Source organism: Streptomyces sp. GQ60 (genome assembly GCF_059758875.1).
The window spans coordinates 474,232-492,771 of record NZ_JCAXEG010000002.1; the positions used below are offsets into that span (position 1 = coordinate 474,232).

The 18,540-nt window shown below is 72.9% G+C and carries 21 protein-coding genes and 1 pseudogene; 4 read left to right on the forward strand and 18 right to left on the reverse strand.

What is annotated here, in order from left to right:
* Positions 1-7: 7 nt before the first annotated feature.
* Genes AC6CKD_RS07155 through AC6CKD_RS07165 form a run of 3 tightly spaced genes read right to left on the reverse strand, consistent with a single transcriptional unit; the run spans position 8 to position 2,096 of the window.
* On the reverse strand, positions 8-373 hold the full coding sequence (locus AC6CKD_RS07155) for a hypothetical protein (RefSeq protein ID WP_498325906.1): 366 nt from the start codon (positions 371-373) through the stop codon (positions 8-10).
* Positions 370-1,239, reverse strand: a complete 870-nt coding sequence (locus AC6CKD_RS07160; protein ID WP_498325907.1) for a DMT family transporter — start codon at positions 1,237-1,239, stop codon at positions 370-372. Before AC6CKD_RS07160 ends, AC6CKD_RS07155 begins: the two co-directional genes overlap by 4 nt.
* Complete coding sequence (locus AC6CKD_RS07165; RefSeq protein ID WP_498325908.1) at positions 1,236-2,096, reverse strand: phosphatase PAP2 family protein; 861 nt, start codon at positions 2,094-2,096, stop codon at positions 1,236-1,238. The genes AC6CKD_RS07160 and AC6CKD_RS07165 overlap by 4 nt, the downstream gene beginning before the upstream one ends.
* Positions 2,097-2,297: 201 nt before the next feature.
* On the opposite strand from AC6CKD_RS07165, the gene AC6CKD_RS07170 reads away from it, so the two are divergent.
* Entirely contained in the window at positions 2,298-2,960 is a 663-nt protein-coding gene (locus AC6CKD_RS07170) for a TetR/AcrR family transcriptional regulator (RefSeq protein WP_498325909.1), read from the forward strand.
* A gap of 187 nt (positions 2,961-3,147) precedes the next feature.
* On the opposite strand, the gene AC6CKD_RS07175 is transcribed toward AC6CKD_RS07170, so the two are convergent.
* Positions 3,148-3,684, reverse strand: coding sequence for a TerD family protein (locus tag AC6CKD_RS07175; protein WP_498325910.1), 537 nt, complete (start codon positions 3,682-3,684; stop codon positions 3,148-3,150).
* A gap of 121 nt (positions 3,685-3,805) precedes the next feature.
* Positions 3,806-4,987, reverse strand: a complete 1,182-nt coding sequence (locus tag AC6CKD_RS07180; RefSeq protein WP_498325911.1) for a hypothetical protein — start codon at positions 4,985-4,987, stop codon at positions 3,806-3,808.
* 240 nt (positions 4,988-5,227) lie between these two features.
* Here AC6CKD_RS07180 and AC6CKD_RS07185 point away from each other — a divergent pair, with 240 nt between their 5' ends.
* Complete coding sequence (locus tag AC6CKD_RS07185; protein WP_498325913.1) at positions 5,228-6,043, forward strand: glutamate ABC transporter substrate-binding protein; 816 nt, start codon at positions 5,228-5,230, stop codon at positions 6,041-6,043.
* On the opposite strand, the gene AC6CKD_RS07190 is transcribed toward AC6CKD_RS07185, so the two are convergent.
* Complete coding sequence (locus AC6CKD_RS07190) at positions 6,027-7,007, reverse strand: SMP-30/gluconolactonase/LRE family protein (RefSeq protein ID WP_498325914.1); 981 nt, start codon at positions 7,005-7,007, stop codon at positions 6,027-6,029. The two genes, AC6CKD_RS07185 and AC6CKD_RS07190, sit on opposite strands and share 17 nt — an antisense overlap.
* A 113-nt stretch (positions 7,008-7,120) precedes the next feature.
* A complete protein-coding gene (locus tag AC6CKD_RS07195; RefSeq protein WP_498325915.1) occupies positions 7,121-7,693 on the reverse strand; it encodes a DJ-1/PfpI family protein in 573 nt (190 codons plus the stop codon).
* Positions 7,694-7,963: 270 nt separating this feature from the next.
* Between AC6CKD_RS07195 and AC6CKD_RS07200 the strand changes: the two genes are divergently transcribed.
* On the forward strand, positions 7,964-8,776 hold the full coding sequence (locus tag AC6CKD_RS07200) for an endonuclease I family protein (protein WP_498325916.1): 813 nt from the start codon (positions 7,964-7,966) through the stop codon (positions 8,774-8,776).
* A 25-nt stretch (positions 8,777-8,801) separates the two neighbouring features.
* Here AC6CKD_RS07200 and AC6CKD_RS07205 read toward each other — a convergent pair whose 3' ends face one another.
* The 4 genes from AC6CKD_RS07205 to AC6CKD_RS07220 form a co-directional block, all read right to left on the reverse strand.
* Entirely contained in the window at positions 8,802-9,242 is a 441-nt protein-coding gene (locus tag AC6CKD_RS07205) for a GNAT family N-acetyltransferase (protein WP_498325917.1), read from the reverse strand.
* A gap of 70 nt (positions 9,243-9,312) precedes the next feature.
* The gene (locus AC6CKD_RS07210; RefSeq protein ID WP_498325918.1) at positions 9,313-10,980 is read right to left on the reverse strand and encodes a beta-N-acetylhexosaminidase; all 1,668 of its coding nucleotides are present in this window, start codon (positions 10,978-10,980) and stop codon (positions 9,313-9,315) included.
* A gap of 59 nt (positions 10,981-11,039) precedes the next feature.
* Positions 11,040-11,486 carry a GlcG/HbpS family heme-binding protein gene (locus AC6CKD_RS07215; RefSeq protein WP_498325919.1) on the reverse strand — a complete coding sequence of 149 codons (447 nt, stop codon included), beginning with the start codon at positions 11,484-11,486 and terminating at the stop codon, positions 11,040-11,042.
* Between the two features lie 53 nt (positions 11,487-11,539).
* Positions 11,540-12,778 (reverse strand): MFS transporter, encoded by a 1,239-nt coding sequence (locus AC6CKD_RS07220; protein WP_498325920.1) that lies wholly within the window; start codon positions 12,776-12,778, stop codon positions 11,540-11,542.
* A 205-nt stretch (positions 12,779-12,983) separates the two neighbouring features.
* Between AC6CKD_RS07220 and AC6CKD_RS07225 the strand changes: the two genes are divergently transcribed.
* A complete protein-coding gene (locus AC6CKD_RS07225; protein WP_498325922.1) occupies positions 12,984-13,460 on the forward strand; it encodes a MarR family winged helix-turn-helix transcriptional regulator in 477 nt (158 codons plus the stop codon).
* A 67-nt stretch (positions 13,461-13,527) separates the two neighbouring features.
* On the opposite strand, the pseudogene AC6CKD_RS07230 reads toward AC6CKD_RS07225, so the two are convergent.
* The 7 genes and pseudogenes from AC6CKD_RS07230 to AC6CKD_RS07260 all read right to left on the reverse strand — a co-directional run.
* Positions 13,528-13,945 (reverse strand): annotated as a pseudogene (locus AC6CKD_RS07230) (transposase); the annotation flags it as partial.
* 146 nt (positions 13,946-14,091) lie between these two features.
* Positions 14,092-14,715, reverse strand: coding sequence for a DinB family protein (locus AC6CKD_RS07235; RefSeq protein ID WP_498325923.1), 624 nt, complete (start codon positions 14,713-14,715; stop codon positions 14,092-14,094).
* A 95-nt stretch (positions 14,716-14,810) separates the two neighbouring features.
* Complete coding sequence (locus AC6CKD_RS07240; protein ID WP_498325924.1) at positions 14,811-15,383, reverse strand: barstar family protein; 573 nt, start codon at positions 15,381-15,383, stop codon at positions 14,811-14,813.
* Between the two features lie 293 nt (positions 15,384-15,676).
* Positions 15,677-16,207: a GNAT family N-acetyltransferase gene (locus AC6CKD_RS07245; protein ID WP_498325925.1), complete on the reverse strand. Its 531-nt coding sequence runs from the start codon at positions 16,205-16,207 to the stop codon at positions 15,677-15,679.
* Complete coding sequence (locus AC6CKD_RS07250) at positions 16,204-17,124, reverse strand: helix-turn-helix domain-containing protein (RefSeq protein ID WP_498325926.1); 921 nt, start codon at positions 17,122-17,124, stop codon at positions 16,204-16,206. The genes AC6CKD_RS07245 and AC6CKD_RS07250 overlap by 4 nt, the downstream gene beginning before the upstream one ends.
* Before the next feature lie 241 nt (positions 17,125-17,365).
* Positions 17,366-18,028: a SigE family RNA polymerase sigma factor gene (locus tag AC6CKD_RS07255; RefSeq protein WP_498325927.1), complete on the reverse strand. Its 663-nt coding sequence runs from the start codon at positions 18,026-18,028 to the stop codon at positions 17,366-17,368.
* A gap of 8 nt (positions 18,029-18,036) precedes the next feature.
* Complete coding sequence (locus AC6CKD_RS07260) at positions 18,037-18,504, reverse strand: LPXTG cell wall anchor domain-containing protein (RefSeq protein ID WP_498325928.1); 468 nt, start codon at positions 18,502-18,504, stop codon at positions 18,037-18,039.
* Positions 18,505-18,540: the final 36 nt, after the last annotated feature.

Below are 18,540 nucleotides of genomic sequence, written 5' to 3' on the forward strand. Positions count from 1 at the left end.
ACGGTTCTCAGCCGCGGCGCCGGGCCACCGGGGCGGGCCTGACGGCGGCCACGGCCACCGCGCCCAGCACCACCGTGCCCACCGCCAGGAATCCGCCGTGCGAGCGCCAGGAGAGGACCGACAGCTTCGACTGGACGGAGCCCAGCGAGCCCGCGCTCAGCACCGACGCCACCGAGCCGGCCGACAGGGCCGAGCCGATCGAGGCGGCCGACAGCACGCTGCCCACCGAGCCGACGGAGAGGATCGAGCCCACGGAACCGATGGACAGGATCGAGCCCACCGAACCGATCGACAGGATCGAGCTCTTGGAACGGAGCGAGAGGAACGAGCGGAGCGAAAGGAACGAGTACTCGTCGGCAGCCATGCGGGTCATGCTGCCACACCTGCCATGGGCTTGGCCTGCGAGGGAACGGCCGCGGTCTGCTTCGGCGTTCGGGTGAGCAGCAGCACGCCCCGGGCCGCCGCGAGCGCTCCCGCCGCGGCGAGCAGGACACCGAACGCTCCGCCGTGGATGCGTTCGCCGAGCAGGATCATGCCGATCGCGGCCGCGGCCAGCGGGTTGGTCAGGTTGACCACCGCGAGCGGGGCTCCGAGACCGCCCCGGTAGGCCTGCTGCGACAGGAGCATCCCGCCGACCGCGAAGACCACCACGAGCAGCGCCACCGAGACGACCCGGACGCTGAGCAGGGACCCGCCCCGGCCGCCCGCCACGGCTACGGTCTGGGTCAGCGCGGAGGCCGCCGCGGAGGCCAGCCCCGACGCCGTCGCGTGGCGCAGCCCCGAGCGGGTGTCGCTCCGCGCGGTCAGCAGCATGATCACCGCGGCCGTGGCTCCGGAGACGGCGAGCGCTTCGGCCAGGGTCAGGCTCTCGTCGGGGGACGGGCCGGAGGCGGGCACCAGGAGCAGGCCGAGCCCGACGACGGTGGCCAGGGTGCCGCGCCACTCGCTGGCCACGACCCGCCGCCCGGCGCCGCGCGCGCCCAGCGGTACGGCGGCGACGAGGGTGAGCGCACCGAGCGGCTGGACCAGGGTGAGCGGCCCGTACCGCAGGGCGGCGGCGTGCAGGAGCGCGGCGGCGGCGTTCAGGCCCGCCGACCACCACCAGGCGCCGTTGCCGAGCAGCGCCGCGGTGCTGCGGGCGACCCCGCGGCGGGCGAGGCGTTCCTGGGCGACGGCGGCGGCCGCGTAGGTGACGGCCGCGGCGAGGCAGAGCAGGACGGCGAGGAGCGTGGCGTTCACCGGACCGCTCCTACGGGCTCCACCGGCACCGGCTCCACGGCCCTCACGTCACCCGCACCCGCCGGTACCGGCGTCGGCACCCGGGCCGGGGCCGAGCGCCCGCCGGGCACGCTCCGCCGGGCGACGAGCGAGCGGCCGACCGGGCGCGGGACCAGCAGCAGGGCGGCCCCGAGGAGCAGCGTGGCGACGATGGCGTCGAGCCAGTAGTGGTTGGCCGTGCCGACGACGACGAGCAGGGTCACCAGCGGGTGCAGCAGCCACAGGGCGCGCCACCGCGAGGAGGTCGCGGCGATCATGCCGAGGGCCAGCATCAGCGCCCAGCCGAAGTGCAGCGAGGGCATCGCGGCGAACTGGTTGGCCATGGTGTCGGCGGCGGGCGCGGCCCCGTAGACGGTCGGGCCGTAGACCTGGCCGGTGTCGATCAGGTGGGCCGCGCCCAGCATCCGCGGGGGTGCGAGGGGGAAGGCCAGGTGGAGGACGAGGGCCGCGCCGGTCAGGACGGCCAGGACCCGGCGGGTCCAGAGGTAGTGCGCGGGGCGGCGGAGGTAGAGCCAGACGAGGAAGAGCACGGTGGCGGGGAAGTGCACGGCCGCGTAGTAGGTGTTCGCCGTGTGCACGAGGGCGTCGCTGTGCAGGAGCAGGCGCTGGACCAGGCCTTCGCCGGGCAGGTGCAGGGTGCGCTCGGCGTCCCAGACCCGGGTGGCGTTGCGGAAGGCCTCGTCCGTGCGGCCGGTGGCGAGCGTGCGGCCGCACTTGTAGACGGCGAAGAGGCCCACGACGAGCAGGAGCTCGCGCATGAGGCGGCGGCGGGCGCCCGGCCCCGCGCCGGCCCCGTCACCTGTGGTGTGGGAGGTCATCCCCCGGTCTCGCTTCCTGTACACGGCTCACAATCGACACACCAGTGTATCGATACATTCTCGTATCGATACGACTGTGTACCGATACGCTCGCGTTCCCGTAGACTTTCACTAGAGGCCGCTGCGCCGCGACCGAAAATTTCGCCGCATCGGACTCCGAACAGGTAGCAAGTGGCACGCAGCATCGAGGAGAGCCGCCCCATGACGTCGCCGACGCCGGAAGCCGCCCCGGCCCCCGCGCGCCGCTCCAAGATCACCCCGGAGCGGGAGCAGCAGCTCTACCACGCCGTCCTGGAGCAGTTGCGCGAAGACGGCTACGAGGCGCTGACCATGGAGAAGATCGCCGCCCGTGCCACCTGCGGAAAGTCCACGCTCTACCGGCAGTGGAAGACCAAACCGCAGCTCGTCGCCGCCGCGCTGCGCGCGGACCGGCGCGGGACCCTCGCCGCGGTGGACACCGGAACCCTGGCGGGCGACCTGCGCGAGGCGGCCCGGATCGCCGCCTGCACCTCGGGGCGCGACACCCGGCTGATGCAGGCCCTCGGGCACGCGGTGCTGAGCGACGAGGAGCTGAAGGCGGCCCTGCGCGAGGCTCTGGTGGAGCCGGAGCTGACGGCGTTCGGCTCGATCGTGGCGCGGGCCGTGGCGCGGGGCGAGCTCGCCCCCGGGCACCCGGCCGTGGAGTTCCTGCCGGCGCAGCTGATGGGGGTGCTGCGCATCCGTCCCGTACTGGAGGGGCGCTACGCCGACGCCGAGTACCTCGTACGGTTCGTCGACACCTGCCTGCTGCCGGCGCTGGGCACGGACCCGCCCGAGGCGGACCGGGCCCCGCTGGACCGGGCCCCGCTGGACCAGACCCCCTGAACCAGCGGGCCGCCGTCCCCGATGACCGGGCGGCGGCCCGCTCGCGCTGCCTCGTGGGGACGGCGGCAGCGCGGCCCCCGGACCGGACGGCGGGCACTCCCTCGCGGAGTGGCCGCCGACCGGTCCGTACGGCGAGCGTCCGGACCGCCCAGCCTCCCGCTCAGCTCCGGACCGCCCAGCCTCCCGCTCAGCTCCGGGCCGCGCCCATCGCCCGGGCGAACTCCTCCGGGTCGACGTCGAAGCCCCGTACGGTCGGGTCCATCGTCCAGACCCCCGCGGCGTCCCGGGTGAACTCGGCGATCGTGACCGCGCCGGCCGCGCCGAAGCCCGTGAGGTCGTCCACGGCGAGATCGGTGTAGCCCTCCCGGATGCGCAGTCCCGTTCCCGCCACGTCCGCGAAGGTGAGTGCCGGGCCGCCGGCCGGCCGCTGGATCACCACTCCCACCACGACCCGGGTCAACTCTGCCGCGATCCGGTTCAGTTCGAGGGTCATCACCTCGTCGAAGCCCAGCCCCTGCCCGGTCCTGCTGTCCCGGTTCAGCGTGATCGTGCCGTCGGGTGCGCGGCTGCCGAAGTGCACCAGGTGGACGGGCTCCCCGTACGGGTCCGCGGCCGCGTAGACCGCGGCGAGCAGGTCGAGGTCGTGTACGGGCGCTCCCGCCGGGCTGGGATCCCACCGAAGCGCGATCTCCACCTTGGCCAGGCCCTTGCGTACTCCGCTCACCGAACTCCCCCTCCGACCACCGTGCGTTGCCCTCCCATGCTGTCACGGCTGCCGCCCCGGGGCTCGAACGACCATACGTTCCCGGCCAGTCCGGTGTACGGGGCGGCGCGCGCGGAGCCGGCTACCAGGCGCCGTCCTGTACCGGCTTGCCCGGCCGGGGCCCGTTCCCCAGGGGTGCGATCTGGCCGGGGGCGGGTTCCGTCCACGGAGCCTGGTCGGCGCCGAGCCATTCGCCCACCGGCTGCACCTGGCCGAGGGCGTCGGAGTGGGCGAGGTCGGCGGCCTGCTCGTCGTAGTAGTCGAACCACGGGAGCCCCGCCTTCGTGTAGGCGGCCCGGTCCACCGGCGAGGGCGGAGGCTCCTCCCCGGTGATCCGGCGCCACGCGGGCGGCGTCACCAGGTGGACGAAGACCCGCGCCGCCGGCTCGGCCGCCCAGTCCTTCGCCTTGCGGTCGTCGCGGCACACCTCCTGGCGCATGGAGCCGCCGACGCCGAGGCCCATCGCGGGCGCCGCCTGCGGGGCCGGCCCGCCGCCCGAACGCCGCAGCGGGCCCCCCGCCGCGGCCGGGGCCGCAGGCGCTCCGGGAGGGCCGCCCACGGGCCCGCCCGGCGCCGGGGCCGCCATCGGAGCCGGCATCGCCATCGGCATGCCCGGGGGCATCGCCGGGGCCGCTCCGTAGCCGCCGCCCCCGACGGCGCCCGGGGCCAGGGTCCCGTACGGAACGCCGCCGCGCCGGCCGGGACCGGCCGCCGTGCGCGCCCGCTCCTCCTCCCGCCACCGCTCCAGGGCCTTGGCGCCGAGCGGGAAGGCCTGGAGCTGCACGCCGCCCGCGGTCTCCTCCCCGGTGACCTGGCCCTCCACGGTGGCGCCGAGCCCCAGCGGGACGGCGACGAACTGGCGGACGGTGCCCGTGCCCGAGTTGATCCCGTCCAGCCACGGCTGACGCGGCAGCACGAGGTAGTTCTGCGGCCGGCGCCCGAGCACGCCCGTCCACCGTTCGCCGGAGACGGCGCACACCTTGCCGACCCCCACCTGGAGCGCGGTGGGCTCCCGGGTCCCGCCGAAACTGAGCCACATCGCCTCGCGCAGGTACACCGGGAGCATCACCCCGCCCTTGGCGAGCCACTCCGCCGGAACCGTGTCCGGATAGTCCTCCACTCGCCGCAGCGGGAACTCTCCCAGCCCCGGGGGCAGATTGTGCGTACCGGTCTCGGGCAGCCGCAGCGTCCGCATGAACCGCACCTGCGCCCCCTCTCCCAGCAGCAGCGCGTTCCCCTCGACCCGTACCCCGCCCTTTGCCACCCGACCGGCTCCTCTCCCGTTCAAAGCCGGATCCGCCGCAGGATCTGCCGCCATTCCGGATCGTGACCCTCAAGATTTGCTCAGATGTCGTGACACTGTGCCCGACGAGTTCCTAGCTTCCTCATATACGCGTCGACCAGCCTCCGCGGTTCCCCGCGCCCCGGCCCGGTCCCGGTGCGCTCCGCGCGGAGCGGCGCGCCCGCGACCCGCGTATCCGCGTACCCCAGGAAAGAGTGCAGCATGAAGGTTCCCAAGGCCGGCGCCATCGCCGCAGTGATCGGTCTCTCCCTGACCGCATCGGCGTGTGGCGGTGACGACGACCAGAAGACCTTCTCCGTCGGCATCAAGTTCGACCAGCCGGGCGTCGGCATGCGGGAGCCCGACGGCACCTTCACCGGTTTCGACGTGGACGTGGCGACGTACATCGCGAAGGAGCTCGGCTACCCGAAGGACCGGATCGCCTTCAAGCAGGTCCTCAGCAACGACCGCGAGCTCCTCATCGAGTTCAACGAGGTCGAGATCGTCGCGGCCAGCTACTCGATCAACGACAAGCGCAAGCTGAAGGTCGACTTCGCCGGGCCGTACTTCCTCGCGCACCAGGATCTGATGGTCCGCGCCGACGACCCCACCATCACCAGGGCCGAGGACCTCAACAGCACCACCAAGAGACTGTGCTCGGTGACCGGCTCGACCTCGGCGGAGAACGTCAGGAAGAACCTGGCCCCCAAGGCGAGCCTCCTGGAGCTCGGCGGCTACTCCGAATGCGTCGTGGCCCTCAGGGACGGCCTGGTCGATGCCATGACCACGGACAACTCCATCCTGGCCGGTTACACCGCCCGCAAGGGCAACGAGGGCAAGTTCCGGCTGATCGGGCTGAGCCTGAGCAGCGAGAACTACGGCATCGGCATGAAGAAGGGCAACACCGAGCTCCAGGTCAAGGTCAACAACGCCCTCCGCAAGATGGTCGAGGACGGCACCTGGGAAGCGGCCGTGAAGAAGAACTTCGGCCCGGACTACAAGTACGAGGCGGCGCCCGCCATCACAACGGGCAGCTGACGACGGTCGAGGCGGTGGCCGGGTCCGACCAGTCGGCGTCGAAGCGGGCGTTGACCACGTAGAGGCGGCCGCCGTACACCGCGGCCGTCGTCGGCTCGTCGAAGCGCGGGTCGGTGATGCGCTTGACGAAGCGGGCCCGGCGGCCGTCCCCGCTCAGGGTGAACACGTCCACGGCATAGGCCCAGTTGCGCACCACGTACAGCGTCCGTCCGTGCAGGACGAGCCCGTCGCCGTTGCGCACGGAACCGCCGTCGAGCACGGTCCGGGTGGCGGCGCCGGTGCGCGGGTCCACGCGGAACAGCGCCTCGGCGCTGCCGTGCACCACGAGCAGCGCCCGACCGTCGGGGGTCCGCTCGATCCCGTTGGCACCCCAGTACGCGCCCCCGGGCGGAACCGGGTCCCACTCGCCGCCGAGCCGCAGGGCGCGGGGGGCCGCGCCGGGGGCGGTGAGGTCCCGGCCGACGGGCAGGAAGTACAGGACGTCCGCGAAGGAGTCGGTGAACCACGCGCCGCCGCAGCCGACGACGGCGTCGTTGACGAAGGCCGTGCCGGTCGCGGCCTGGTGGGTGGCCAGAACCCGACCGTCCCCGGCGTCGACCACCCGGATCTGCCCGCTGGCGCCGCCGGCGACCAGCAGCCGGCCGTACGGGTCGAGCTTGAGGCCCACCGACATCGGGCCCTCGCCCCGGGTGATGATCCGCCCGGCTCCGGTGGCGAGGTCGAACCGGTAGACCGAGCCGTCGAGCAGCGAGCCCGTATAGGCCGTGCCGTGCGCGGAGACGGCGATCCCCTCGGGCTGGAAGCCCGCCGGGACCGCCATCGTGTCGGGCCGCGGCGGCCGGGCCGCCTGCTGCGCCCCGGCTTCCCGCGCCTGTGCGAGCGGCGCCCCCGCCCCGACGAGCGCGGCGCCTCCCAGCGCCGCGGCCGCACCGATGAACCCGCGTCGTCCAAAGCTTCCCGTCATGACTGACCCTCTCAACTGCCGTACGCAACAGGTGGGTTGACTCGCACACCCCACCACATCGATTGCTTCCCGGCAGTCCCCGGCGAGGTTCTTTCACAAGGGGACGGCGAAGCTCACTCTCCGGAAACCGGGGCCTTGCCGCGCAGGACGGTCAGGAACTCCCTCATCCAGGCCGAGTGGTCGGGCCACGCGCGGGCCGACACCAGCGTGCCGTCGACCACGGCCTCGGAGTCCTCGAACACGGCGCCGGCCGCCTTCATGTCCAGCTCCAGCGCCGGATAGGCCGTGACCCGCCGACCGTCGAGCGCACCGGCCGCGGCGGAGATCAGGGGGCCGTGACAGATCTGCGCGATCGGCTTGTCGGAACCGGCGAAGGCCGCCAGGATCCGCCGGACCTCGGGGTCGTTGCGCAGGTACTCCGGAGCCCGTCCACCGGGTACGACCAGCGCCGCGTACTCCCCGGGGTCGACGTCGGCGAAGGCGATGTCGGCGGGCCAGGTGTAGCCGGGCTTCTCGGTGTAGGTGTCGAAGCCGTCCTCGAAGTCGTGCACGACGAACCGCAGCTTCTTCACCGCCGGCGCGGCGATGTGCACCTCGTACCCCTCCTCGATCAGGCGCTGGTAGGGGTAGAGGACTTCCAGCGACTCCGCCGCGTCGCCGGTCACGATGAGGATCTTCGGTGCCATGGGCTGCTCCTGGGAGGGCTGTTCACGGTGTGGCCTCCGCCACCGTGCCCGCGCCGCCCGATCCTGCATAGGGATTCTTGCGCCAATCACCCGCACGGGACACCGCGGCCACCACGCGGCGCACCACGCGACGCGCGTAGAAAATCCTGCCTCCGGACACGTGCTTTTTACCTGTAGGGCACATGACAATGTGAACCTCGCATCTGCCACCTGATGCCCCGCCAATTCCCCGGGCGGGAGCGGTGCGTATGGAGAGGTACCCCCCACGTGATGAGAATCTCGCGCCTTACTCCCTGGGCAGCCGGCCTCGCGGCCGCGTCCCTCATACTGCTCCCGGCCTCCGCCTCGGCGGGCCAGCAGAACGAGGCCGCCCCCACGGCGGCTTCGGCCTCCGTCGCCGTCGACACCTACTACGCCACCGCCGAGGGCAAGACCGGCGCCGCGCTCAAGACGGCGCTGCACAACATCATCAAGACCCAGTCCAGGGTGACCTACGACGGCGTGTGGAACGCCCTGAAGGTCACCGATCAGGACCCCGCGAACTCGAACAACGTCATCCTGGTCTACTCGGGCCGCTCGCAGTCGAAGTCCACCAACGGCGGCGACCCCAACGACTGGAACCGCGAGCACGTCTGGGCCAAGAGCCACGGCGACTTCGGCACCGCCACCGGCCCCGGGACCGACCTGCACCACCTCAGGCCCGAGGACGTGACCGTCAACAGCACCCGCGGGAACAAGGACTTCGACATGGGCGGCGGCCCGGTCTCCGAGGCCCCCGGCAGTCTGACCGACTCCGACTCCTTCGAGCCGCGGAACGCGGTCAAGGGTGATGTCGCGCGCATGCTGCTCTACATGGCCGTGCGGTACGAGGGCGGCGACGGCTTCGCCGACCTGGAGATGAACGACCGGGTCAACAACGGCAGCGCCCCCTCCCACGGCCGGATCAGCGTGCTGAAGCAGTGGAACCTGCAGGACCCGCCGGACGCGTTCGAGCAGCGCCGCAACCAGGTCATATACGACACCTACCAGCACAACCGGAACCCGTTCATCGACCACCCGGAGTGGGTCAACTCCATCTGGTAGGCGCCCGCCAGGGCCCTGCGGCGCCCTACTGTTCGCCGAGGGCCATCCACTTCTCCGGGGTCGCGAGCGGCTCGAAGCCGACCTTGGCGTAGACCTCGTGCGCGTCCGCCGTCGCCAGCAGGATCCTCCGCAGCCCGTACGGGGCGAGGTGGTCCCGTACCGCTCCCGCCAGGGCGGTGCCGAGCCCCTTGCCCCGCACGCCCCGGTCCACGTACACGTCGCAGAGCCAGGCGAAGGTGGACCGGTCGGTGACGATGCGCGCGTAGGCCACCTGGAGGCCGGACACCGCGTCGTAGACGCCGTAGTTGAGTGATCCCTCGATGGCCGCGTCCTGCTTCTCCCGGCTCCGTCCGAGGGCCCAGTAGGCGTCCCCGGACAGCCACCGGTGGATCAGCTCCCGGTCGAGGCGGTCGGGAGCGGTGGAAATCTCGTAGCCCTCCGGCGAGGGCAGCGTGCTGTCGTCCATGCCCGCATCCAAGCAAAGCGGGCCGGACGCGGCCAGCGGGTTTCGGACGGCCGGGCTCCGGCGGGCGGCGCTACAGCCGGTCGGCCAGGGACTTGAAGGCCGGCCAGTCCAGGGCCGGGGTGCGGGAGTCCCAGACCTTCTGGGAGAGGGCGGCGAGGGGCAGCCGGATGCCCGCCGCGACCTGGGCCTGGGTCTGGGCCCCGGCCAGGTCGCACCAGACGGCGAGGCGCGCGCCCAGGATCTGCCCGGCGTACCGCGCGGGCACGGCCGCGGTGCCGCGCAGCACGAGCGGGGTCCACTGCTGGTAGATGCGCCGGCCGTCGGGGTACGTGAACTGGTTCGGCTCCCCCAGCACGTAGTAGAGGTACTCGTCGTTGAGGTTGACGACCTTGCGGCCCTCGCGCAGGTACTCCAGCGGCGGCCGGGCGCCGTTCTCCTTGCCCGTCCAGTACTCGACCTGGATGTCCCGGGCGGGCTGGGCTATCCCGCCGGTGAAGAAGCCGTCGTTCCAGGCCGCCGGCGCCCGGTCCGCCGAACGGACCACGTCCGCCCGGTCGTTCAGCCAGCCCGTCGCCAGGTCCTGGACGCGGGCGGTGGGCCCGTACCGCTTGCGGGCGGCGGCCGTGAGCTGCGGGAAGGAAGTCTGCGGATCGCGGTAGACCAGTGCCTGGTACTCGTCGGCTCCCAGGTTCCAGAGGGAGCCGGGGAACAACGGCAGGTACTCCCGCAGGAGTTCGTCCACGAGCTTCGCCGCGGCCGGGTTCGCGATGTCGACCGCCCCCTTGACCACCCGGCCCTGCACGTCGCGCAGTTGCAGTCCGGGGTAGGCGCGCAGGACCGCTCCGAGGTGGCCCGGCGAGTCGATCTCGGGGACGACCGCTATGTGCAGCCGGGCGGCGAGCGCGGTGATCCCGCGCACCTGCGCCTTGGTGAGGTGGGGGGTGGAGACGATCTCGGGGTGGGTGTCGGACTCGATCCGGAAGGCCTGGTCGTCGGAGAAGTGCAGGCCGAGCTGGTTCAGCTTCAGATCGGCCATCTCGCGCAGCCGGTCCTCGATCCAGTCCGGGGTGAAGTGCTTGCGCGCGATGTCGAGGTTGAGCCCGCGCTGGGGTTTGGCCGGGGCGTCGCGCACGGTGCCCTCCGGGGCCGAACGGCCGCCGCTCACCTCCTGTTTGAGGGTGCGGGTGCCGTAGAACACCCCGGCCTGGTCGGGTCCGGTGATGCGGACCTGCCCGTCGCGCACGGTGAGGGTGTACGACTCGGGTGCGCCGGAGCCCTTCGGCCCGAGCGCGAGTTCCACGTCGCCCTTGCGCGGGGCGTCCGATTCGGCGAAGCCGATCCGCAGTTCCCCGGCCAGCATCCTGCCCTCGTCCGCCAGGGCCGCGCTGTCGGCCGGCGGTACGACGACCCGCGCCTCGGGGGCGGGCCGCCAGCCGGGGCCGCGGGCCGGCACGTGTTCCCGTACGGCCGGGATGGTGCGCGGGGCGGTGGACAGCGGAAAAGTGGGCGTCGGCGAGGGCGCAGGGGCTTGCGGGGTGGCGGTGGCGACGGCGGGGGGCGGGGTGGCGGCCGGGGTCGTCGCGCTCGGCGGGGTGGGCGCCGCGGCCGGGACCCGGGCGTCCCCCGGGCCGGACGTGCCGGAGGCGCAGCCGGGGACGGCGACAAGGGTGACCAGCGCGGCGACGGTCGCCGTCGCGATGACGTGGCTCCGCCGGTACTGCTTCGTCTGCGGCATCATGCACCTTTCCCCGTACCAACGTGGCACGGGGGACGGCGGTGCGCGACCCGGGCTGATGATCAGGCGAGCGTGCCGAGCGCGGACTCGGCGAACCCGTGGTCCTGGGCCGGGGCTCCGCCGCCGACGCCGATGGCTCCGACGAGCCGGCCGTCGCGGTGGACCGGCAGCCCGCCCGCGATGAACAGCAGCGGCCGGTCCAGGGCGGTGGGCAGGGTGTGGAACGGGCCGCCGGGCTGGACGGCGTCGACGAGATCGGCGGTCGGGGCGTCCAGCTGCAGCGCCGTGAAGGCCTTGCGGGTACTGGTCTCGCCCGAGATCAGGACGGCCCGGTCGTCGCGCCGGAAGGCGAGCGGGTGGCCGCCCGCGTCGAGCACGGTGACGCTGACGGGGACCCCGGCCGCTTCGGCGGCCGCCGTGGCGGCGGCGACGAGCGCCTCGGCGTCCGCGGTGGTCAGGAGGGCGACGACGGTGCGGGGGGAGGCGGGGGTGTACGCGGGCGTGGACATGCGGGTCTCCTGTGGTGTGGGGGATGCGGGGCTGCGGTACGGGGGCGGGTGGATCAGCGGTGGGCCGGGACGGCCGCCGCTGCCGCTGCCGCTGCCGGGGTAACGGACGCGACGACCCGGCCACCGCCTTCGCCGCTCGCGCGGGTCCCCGTACGCCGTTCCAGCGCGCCGGAGACCACGGCGAGGGCCAGCGCGGAGGCGGCCAGCGCCGCGCCGACCCAGTTCGGGGCGGTCCAGCCGAGTCCGGCGGCGATGACGAGTCCGCCGAGCCAGGCGGCGAGGGCGTTGCCGAGGTTGAAGGCGCCGATGTTGACGGCGGAGGCCAGGGTGGGGGCGCCGGCGGCCTGGTCGAGGACGCGCTTCTGCAGCGGCGGCACGGTGGCGAAGCCGAGGGCCCCGATGAGGAAGAGGGTGACGGCTGCGCCGGTACGGGTGTGGGCGGTGAGGGTGAAGGCGGCCAGGACCACGGCGAGCGCACCCAGGGAGGTGTACAGCATCGGCATCAGCGCGCGGTCGGCGAAGCGGCCGCCGACGAGGTTGCCCGCGACCATGCCGAGGCCGAGGAGGACGAGCAGCCAGGTGACGGAGGTGTCTGCGAAACCGGCGACGTTGGTCATCATCGGGGTGATGTAGGTGATGGCGGCGAAGACCCCGCCGAAGCCGAGCACGGTCATCCCCATCGCCAGGAGCACCTGGACGTTGCGGAAGGCGGCCAGCTCGTGGCGGATCCGTACGCCCTCGGGTCGGGGCAGGTCGGGGACGAGCCGCGCGATGCCGAGCAGGCCGAGGAGGCCGAGGGAGGCGACGATCAGGAAGGTGACCCGCCAGCCGAGGTGCTGGCCGACGAGGGTGCCGAGCGGGACGCCGACGACATTGGCCACGGTGAGGCCGGTGAACATCATGGCGATGGCTCCGGCCTTCTTCTCGGGGGCGACGAGCTCGGCCGCGACGACCGCGCCGATGCCGAAGAAGGCGCCGTGGGCGAGGGAGGCCACGACCCGTCCGGCGAGCATGACGCCGAAGGCGGGGGCCAGCGCGGAGACCACGTTGCCCACGATGAACAGGCCCATGAGCAGCATCAGCATGCGCTTGCGCGGGATGCGGGTGCCGAGGACGGTCATCAGCGGGGCGCCGAGCACCACGCCGAGGGCGTAGCCGGTGACCAGGAAGCCCGCGGTGGGGATCGAGACGCCGTACGTACCGGCGACCTCGGGAAGCAGGCCCATGATCACGAATTCGGTGGTGCCGATCCCGAAGGCGCCGATGGCGAGTGCGAGGAGCGCGAGAGGCATGAGGGGTGCCCTTCAGGGGAGGGAGGGTGCGTGTACTGCGCGGCCGGTGCCCGCGGGGTCCGGGCCGACCGGCCCCCGACGGGGCGGGGTATTGACCACGGCGGGTTGCCTGCGTCCACATTAATTGCAGACGCGGGATATTTGCAAGCGCGGGCAATTGCAGACGTGCCCTATCCTGGAGTCACACGCCCCTGAGGAGGAAGCCATGACGGCCACGGACAGCGCACTCACCGCCCTCTCCCAGGGCTGGTCCGCCCTCTCCCTCCTGCACGGCCGGATCGAGACGCACATCGAGCGCGCTCTCCAGGCGGGACACGAACTGAGCGTGCGCGAGTACTCCCTGCTCGACGTGCTCAGCCGCCAGCACAGCGGCGCCGGCGGCCACCTGCGCATGCACCAGGTCGCGGACTCGGTCGTGCTCAGCCAGAGCGCGACGACGCGCCTGGTCAGCCGGCTGGAGGACCGCGGGCTACTGAACCGCTACCTGTGCGACACCGACCGCCGGGGCATCTACACCGACGTCAGCCCGGCCGGCCTGGCGCTCCTGGCCGAGGCCCGCCCCACCAGCGACACCGCGCTGCGCGAGGCGCTGGACGAAGCGGCGCTCGATCCGGAACTCGCCCCGCTGGTGGCCGCGGTGAAGAACACACCGGCGGGGAACCGGGGAAACCGGGTCGTCTAGGGCGTTTCCCTCGGATCACCCCGCTGACCAGATGAAGATGGCGGCGAGGTAGACGGGTGGCGGTCTAGTCGTAGCGAGTGGCCGGCCCGCGCCATTGCCTGAGCTTTTGTTGACGCACCGCTCGACGGTGTTCCGCTGTTTTGTAGGCCTCGCGGTCGAAGGCCGGCGGCCTGCCGACACGACTGCCGAGGCGTTTGCGGTTGGCCGCCCGGTCGGCGGGCTGCGGGATCACTGCCCGGATCCCGCGCCCCACGCAGATGGGAACGGATCGCGCGGGACGAGTACGCCTTGTGGTCCAGGACCACGTCCGGTCTCGCTCTCGGTCTGCCGACGACCGACCGCGGAACCCGTAAGCGGGCGATGACCAGCGGGAACGCGGGTGGGTCACCGGCTTGGCCAGGTGTGATGTCGAAGGCAAGGGGCCGGCAGCGGTTGTCGGCAGCCAGGTGGATCTTCGTGGTCAGTCCGCCGCGGGACCGTCCGAGGCCATGGTCGACGGGCTCGCCTTCCGTGCCCCGCACGGACGATGGTCGAGTCGACCGCGTGAGCCCAGAGTCGAGATCGCCTTCGGCATCGGCCCGGGCGAACAGGGCGGTGAAGACCTTCTCGGCCTCGCCGCAGTCCTGACCTGCTACAAGCGGCTCGCGAAACCCGCCACGCGAGGCATCCTCCAAGCCTTGATTGGTGCGGCCGACCGGGCGGCCTGCTCGATCTTCGCGCGGTGGGCCGCACGGGCATCCTCGTCGATCTGCTGCTCGTGTTCGGCGCGCAGCCCGGTCCGGCCGTCGAGGCCCTCGCGCAGGATGTCGGCGTGCCCGGCATGCCGGACGGTCTCGCTGAGGACATGGGTCATGACGGCGAACAGGTTCGTGTTGGTGGAAGGCTCCGGCCACCACGGCACGTGGCCGGGAGCGTCGAGGGGAAGCTCGTTGATCGTAGCGTCCGAGTGTTCCCACGTGCGCCGGTAGAACCCGATGATCTGATCGCGCGTCTCGTCCTCGGCCGCCCACTGATCGCTGCCGTCGGAGTCCTGCCACCGGCACAGCGGTTCCGGGGAAGGGCGGTCGAAGACCTCGCCGAAGTACCTGGCCTCGACGTTGGCCACGTGTTTGACCAGGCCGAGGAGGTTCGTCCCGGTCGCTGTCAGAGGTCGGCGGGCGTCGTACTCGGACAAGCCGTCGAGTTTCCAGAGCAGCGCCTTGCGGTCCCGCCGCAGTCTCCCGTGCAGGTTGTCTTTCGCGAACTCATCGATCATGCGGCACGAGCCTGCCATGGGCTGCTCGTAGTCTCAAGCAGCCCAAGTGCTGGGCCCGGTCCGAGAGGTCAAACCGGGGCCCGTACGGCCTGGGGTCAGGAGACCTTCGGGCGCCCGGCCGCATTGGGCCGCCAGACGTCGAGGTCCAAGGCCACCGTGAGGAACTCACCCTCCACACGAACAACGAGGTCGGGAGCTTCCACCCCTGCGGCGAACTCTTCGGTGCGGACCTCGTCGAGCAGGAAGACGAAGTGTTCGATCACCACGGGTTCCTCCCTGACGTTGCCGTCCGGATCCACCTCGCTGTGAGCGCGGTCCGCCCCCAGGCACAGCATCGTCATGAACGTCTTGAGATGATCCGCCCCGAGGAGGGCATCGGCCTCGTGGACGACCATGACGATCCCAACCCCGCCCGTGAGGGCAACGTAGAGGTCGTCGAGGCGGTCGACCAGGGCATCCCAGTTCCAGCCGAAATAGCCGGGGACTCCGACCGCGCGGGCAAAGGCATGACACGTCCCCGCCCCATCCGTCAGATCGCGAGCATGCAGCTCGTACACCCGGCCACCCGCAGCACGCAGAGCCGCCGTCTGCTCTTTGAATTCAACCGCCTCGCGAGGCCCGAGGATGACCCACGGCGTCTCCGGCTTGGTCACATCGAAGGAGGACACTCTGTCCCTTCTTGATGAATTCGCCGAAAAATGAGCCTTGCAACCTGCCAGCGGTGTCCGCCTGTTCGGAGTCGAGGGCTGTACGCCGAGCTCGTTAGGGGAAGCTTCAGGAGTACCCAAAGCCTCGACAGCCACCTCGAACGGCACTCGCATTGGGCGGGGATCAACATGCGGAGGACTACTTGTCGCGCATGGCCTCGATCTCGGCGGCAAGCGCGGCCACGTCGCGGGCCTGCGCGTAGAACTTGATCGCGTACTCGTCGCTGATCGCCGGAAGAACCTCGGTCAGAGCCCTAGACCCGCTGGGCCAGTACCTGGCCCGGCCAGGTGCCGGAGCGGAACGGGTCGGTGCGGGTGAAGCCGTTGCGCTCGTAGTACGCGACCAGTTCGCCCGTGCCGCCCGCCCAGCAGTCGACCCGCAGCAGCTCCACGCCGGCCCGCCTGGTTTCCTCCACGGCCCGTCGCAGCAGCGCGGAACCGATGCCCAGGCCGGCGTACCGCCGGTCGGAGACCAGCAGGCGGACGTACCGCTCGGGTTCCCCGGCCGGCGCGATCATCGGCACCTTCGGGCTGGGGCCGGAGTCCAGCACCAGGGCTCCGACGGGAATCCCGTCCAACTCCGCGACGTACGGGTCGTTCTCGGTCGTGTACCGCTGGACCCGCTCCACTCCCCCGGGAATGCGCGAGTACGGGGTTGTCCCCCACTGCTCGGTGTTCCCGCGGGCGTTCATCCAGGCCACCGCGGAGTCGAGCATGTCCAGAACGGCCGGTACGTCCGCCGGGCCGCCCGGCCGGATCCGTATGCCGTGTGTGGTGTCGTTCATGGGACGAGCCTAGGCCGTGCCGAGGTGGGGCCCGTGGCGCTCAGCGCGCGGTACTCCGTGGGCGTCAGACCGTACGCCTCGCGGAACGCCCGGCTGAAGGCCACCGGTCCGCTGAATCCCCAGCGGGCGGCGATGGACTGCACCCGGTGGGAGGCGAGTTCGGGCCGGCCCGGGTCGGTGCGGCACTTTTCGAGGCGGCGGCGCCGTATCCGGGCCCGGACGCTCTCCCCCTGCCGCCGGAAGAGCTGGTGGAGGCCGCGCACCGAGATGTTGTGGCGGGCCGCGATGGCGGGCGGGGTCAGCTCGGGGTCGCCGAGGTGGTGCTCGATGAAGGCGTTGACCCGCCGCAGGAGGACCTCCGCGCGGGCCTCGGAGGGGATCCGGTCCTCGGCGTCCAGGTGCTGGGCCAGGCAGGCCGTGGCGAGGTCGACGGCGACCGCACCGAGCCGGGCGGATCTCCGCCCGGCGCAGGGTGGGGGTCGCCCGCGCACCACGCCCCCGCCCGCCCCCGTCAGCGGTGGCTGGGCGAAGCCGTGGGCGGCGGGGCCGAGGTCGACGGCCGCGATACGGCCGACGACGAGACCGACGGGACCGACGAGGCGGAGGGTGCGGCACTCGGCCGTGCCGCGCCCGTAGCGGTCTCCCGCGCCCGCGACGGGCTCACGGTGGGCACGTGCGAGGTCGAGGGCGCGGCCGAAGGCGTGATCGGCGACGGGGAAGCGGAGGGGGACGGACCGGACGGCACCGGCCCCGGAACCGGCCCGGTCGGCGCGGGCGACGGCGGCGCGGCCGGCGGCACCGGTACCGGGCCCGGGCGGACCGGGGCGTCCGGAGCCAGTACGGCGTACCCGACCACCACTGCGGCCGCGGCCGCCAGCCCCGCCAGAGGCAGCGTGAACCCGCGCGGCCAGGCCCACGGCAGTCGCCGTACCCCCGGCCCCGGCGGCTGCGCCGGGCGCAGTTCGCGCACGGTGATGCCGGCCGCGCGGGCGTCCAGGGCCTGCCGCAGCCGGTATTCGACCGGCCGCCCGGCCGGAGCCCCGGAGCGATCGGGGGCCGCGGACGGTCCGGACGGCCGGGACTTCCCGGACGGCCCGAACAGCCCGGACGGCCCGGGCCGCTCCCGGCCCGGGTCCGCGGGCGGCTCCTGTCCACGCGTCATATCCGACCCTCCAGAATCCGTTCCAGCGCGTCCAGCCCGCGGCTCGCGTTCGACTTGACCGCCCCCCGGCTGATCCCCAGCGTCTCGGCTATCTCCGCCTCGCTGAGGTCGGCCCAGTAGCGCAGCACCAGGACCTGCCGCCGCCTCGGCGTCAGCCGCCCCAGCGCGGCGAGGACCTCGCGGTGTGCCTCGCCTAGGACCACGGAGGCCTCGGCGGAGGGTACGTCGGCGGGTGCCTGCGGGGTCCAGGCGCGGGCGGTCCGGCGGCGGCGCAGCACGGAGCGGGCCGTGTTCACGACGGCGGTGCGCAGGTAGCCCAGCGCGTTGTCCACCTCCGTGATCCGCTCGCCGTGGCGGCGGTACAGCGCCGTGAAGGCGTCCTGCACCACGTCCTCGGCGCTGCCGAGGTCGTCCACCAGCAGCACCGCCAGCCGGACCATCGGCAGCCGGTGCGCGTGGTAGAGCTCGGTCACGGTGGGCCCCTGGCCGCCCCCTTCGGAGGGGTGGCCGTACGGGTACCCGTGCCCGTACGGCTCCGACGGCGCGGGCGGGGCCTGCGCGGCGGAGCGCTCACGGCGCAGCAGGAACGACCACAAGCCCCGCCGCGGCCGGTCGAAGCCGGACGCGGCGGGGCCCACGGAGGGTGCGAGGTGGAGCACGGGGGTCCTCAGCCGTTGGCGCGGCGCCGCACGGTGTACAGGGTCGCGGCCCCGGCGGTGATCAGCACGGCGGCCCCGGCGCCGAGTGCGGCGTTGGTGGCGGAGGAGCCAGTATGCGCGAGTTCGGGCGCGGTGGGCGAGGCGGGGGCGGCGCTCGGGGCCGCGCTCGGGACGGCGGTCGGCGTCCCGCCCGGGGCGGCGGTCGGAGACACGCTCGGGGCGGCGCTCGGGCTCGCGCTGGGGGCCGCGCTCGGCTTCGTGCCCGGGGGCAGGCTCACCGAGGGCGCGGGGGCGGAGGGGGCCACGCTCGGCGTCGCGGTCGTCGCCGGTGCGGGCGCCACGGCGGTCGGCGAGGCGGACGGCGCCCCTGGTGCGGCGGAGGCCGGCCCGGCGAGCGCGACGGCCACCCCGGCGGCTGCTACGGCGAGGCCTGCCGCCCTGCGGACGGACAGCGGGGCGCGCTTCAGGTTCTTCACGGTGGTTCTCCACGGTCGGCTGCGGGGCGCGGGATC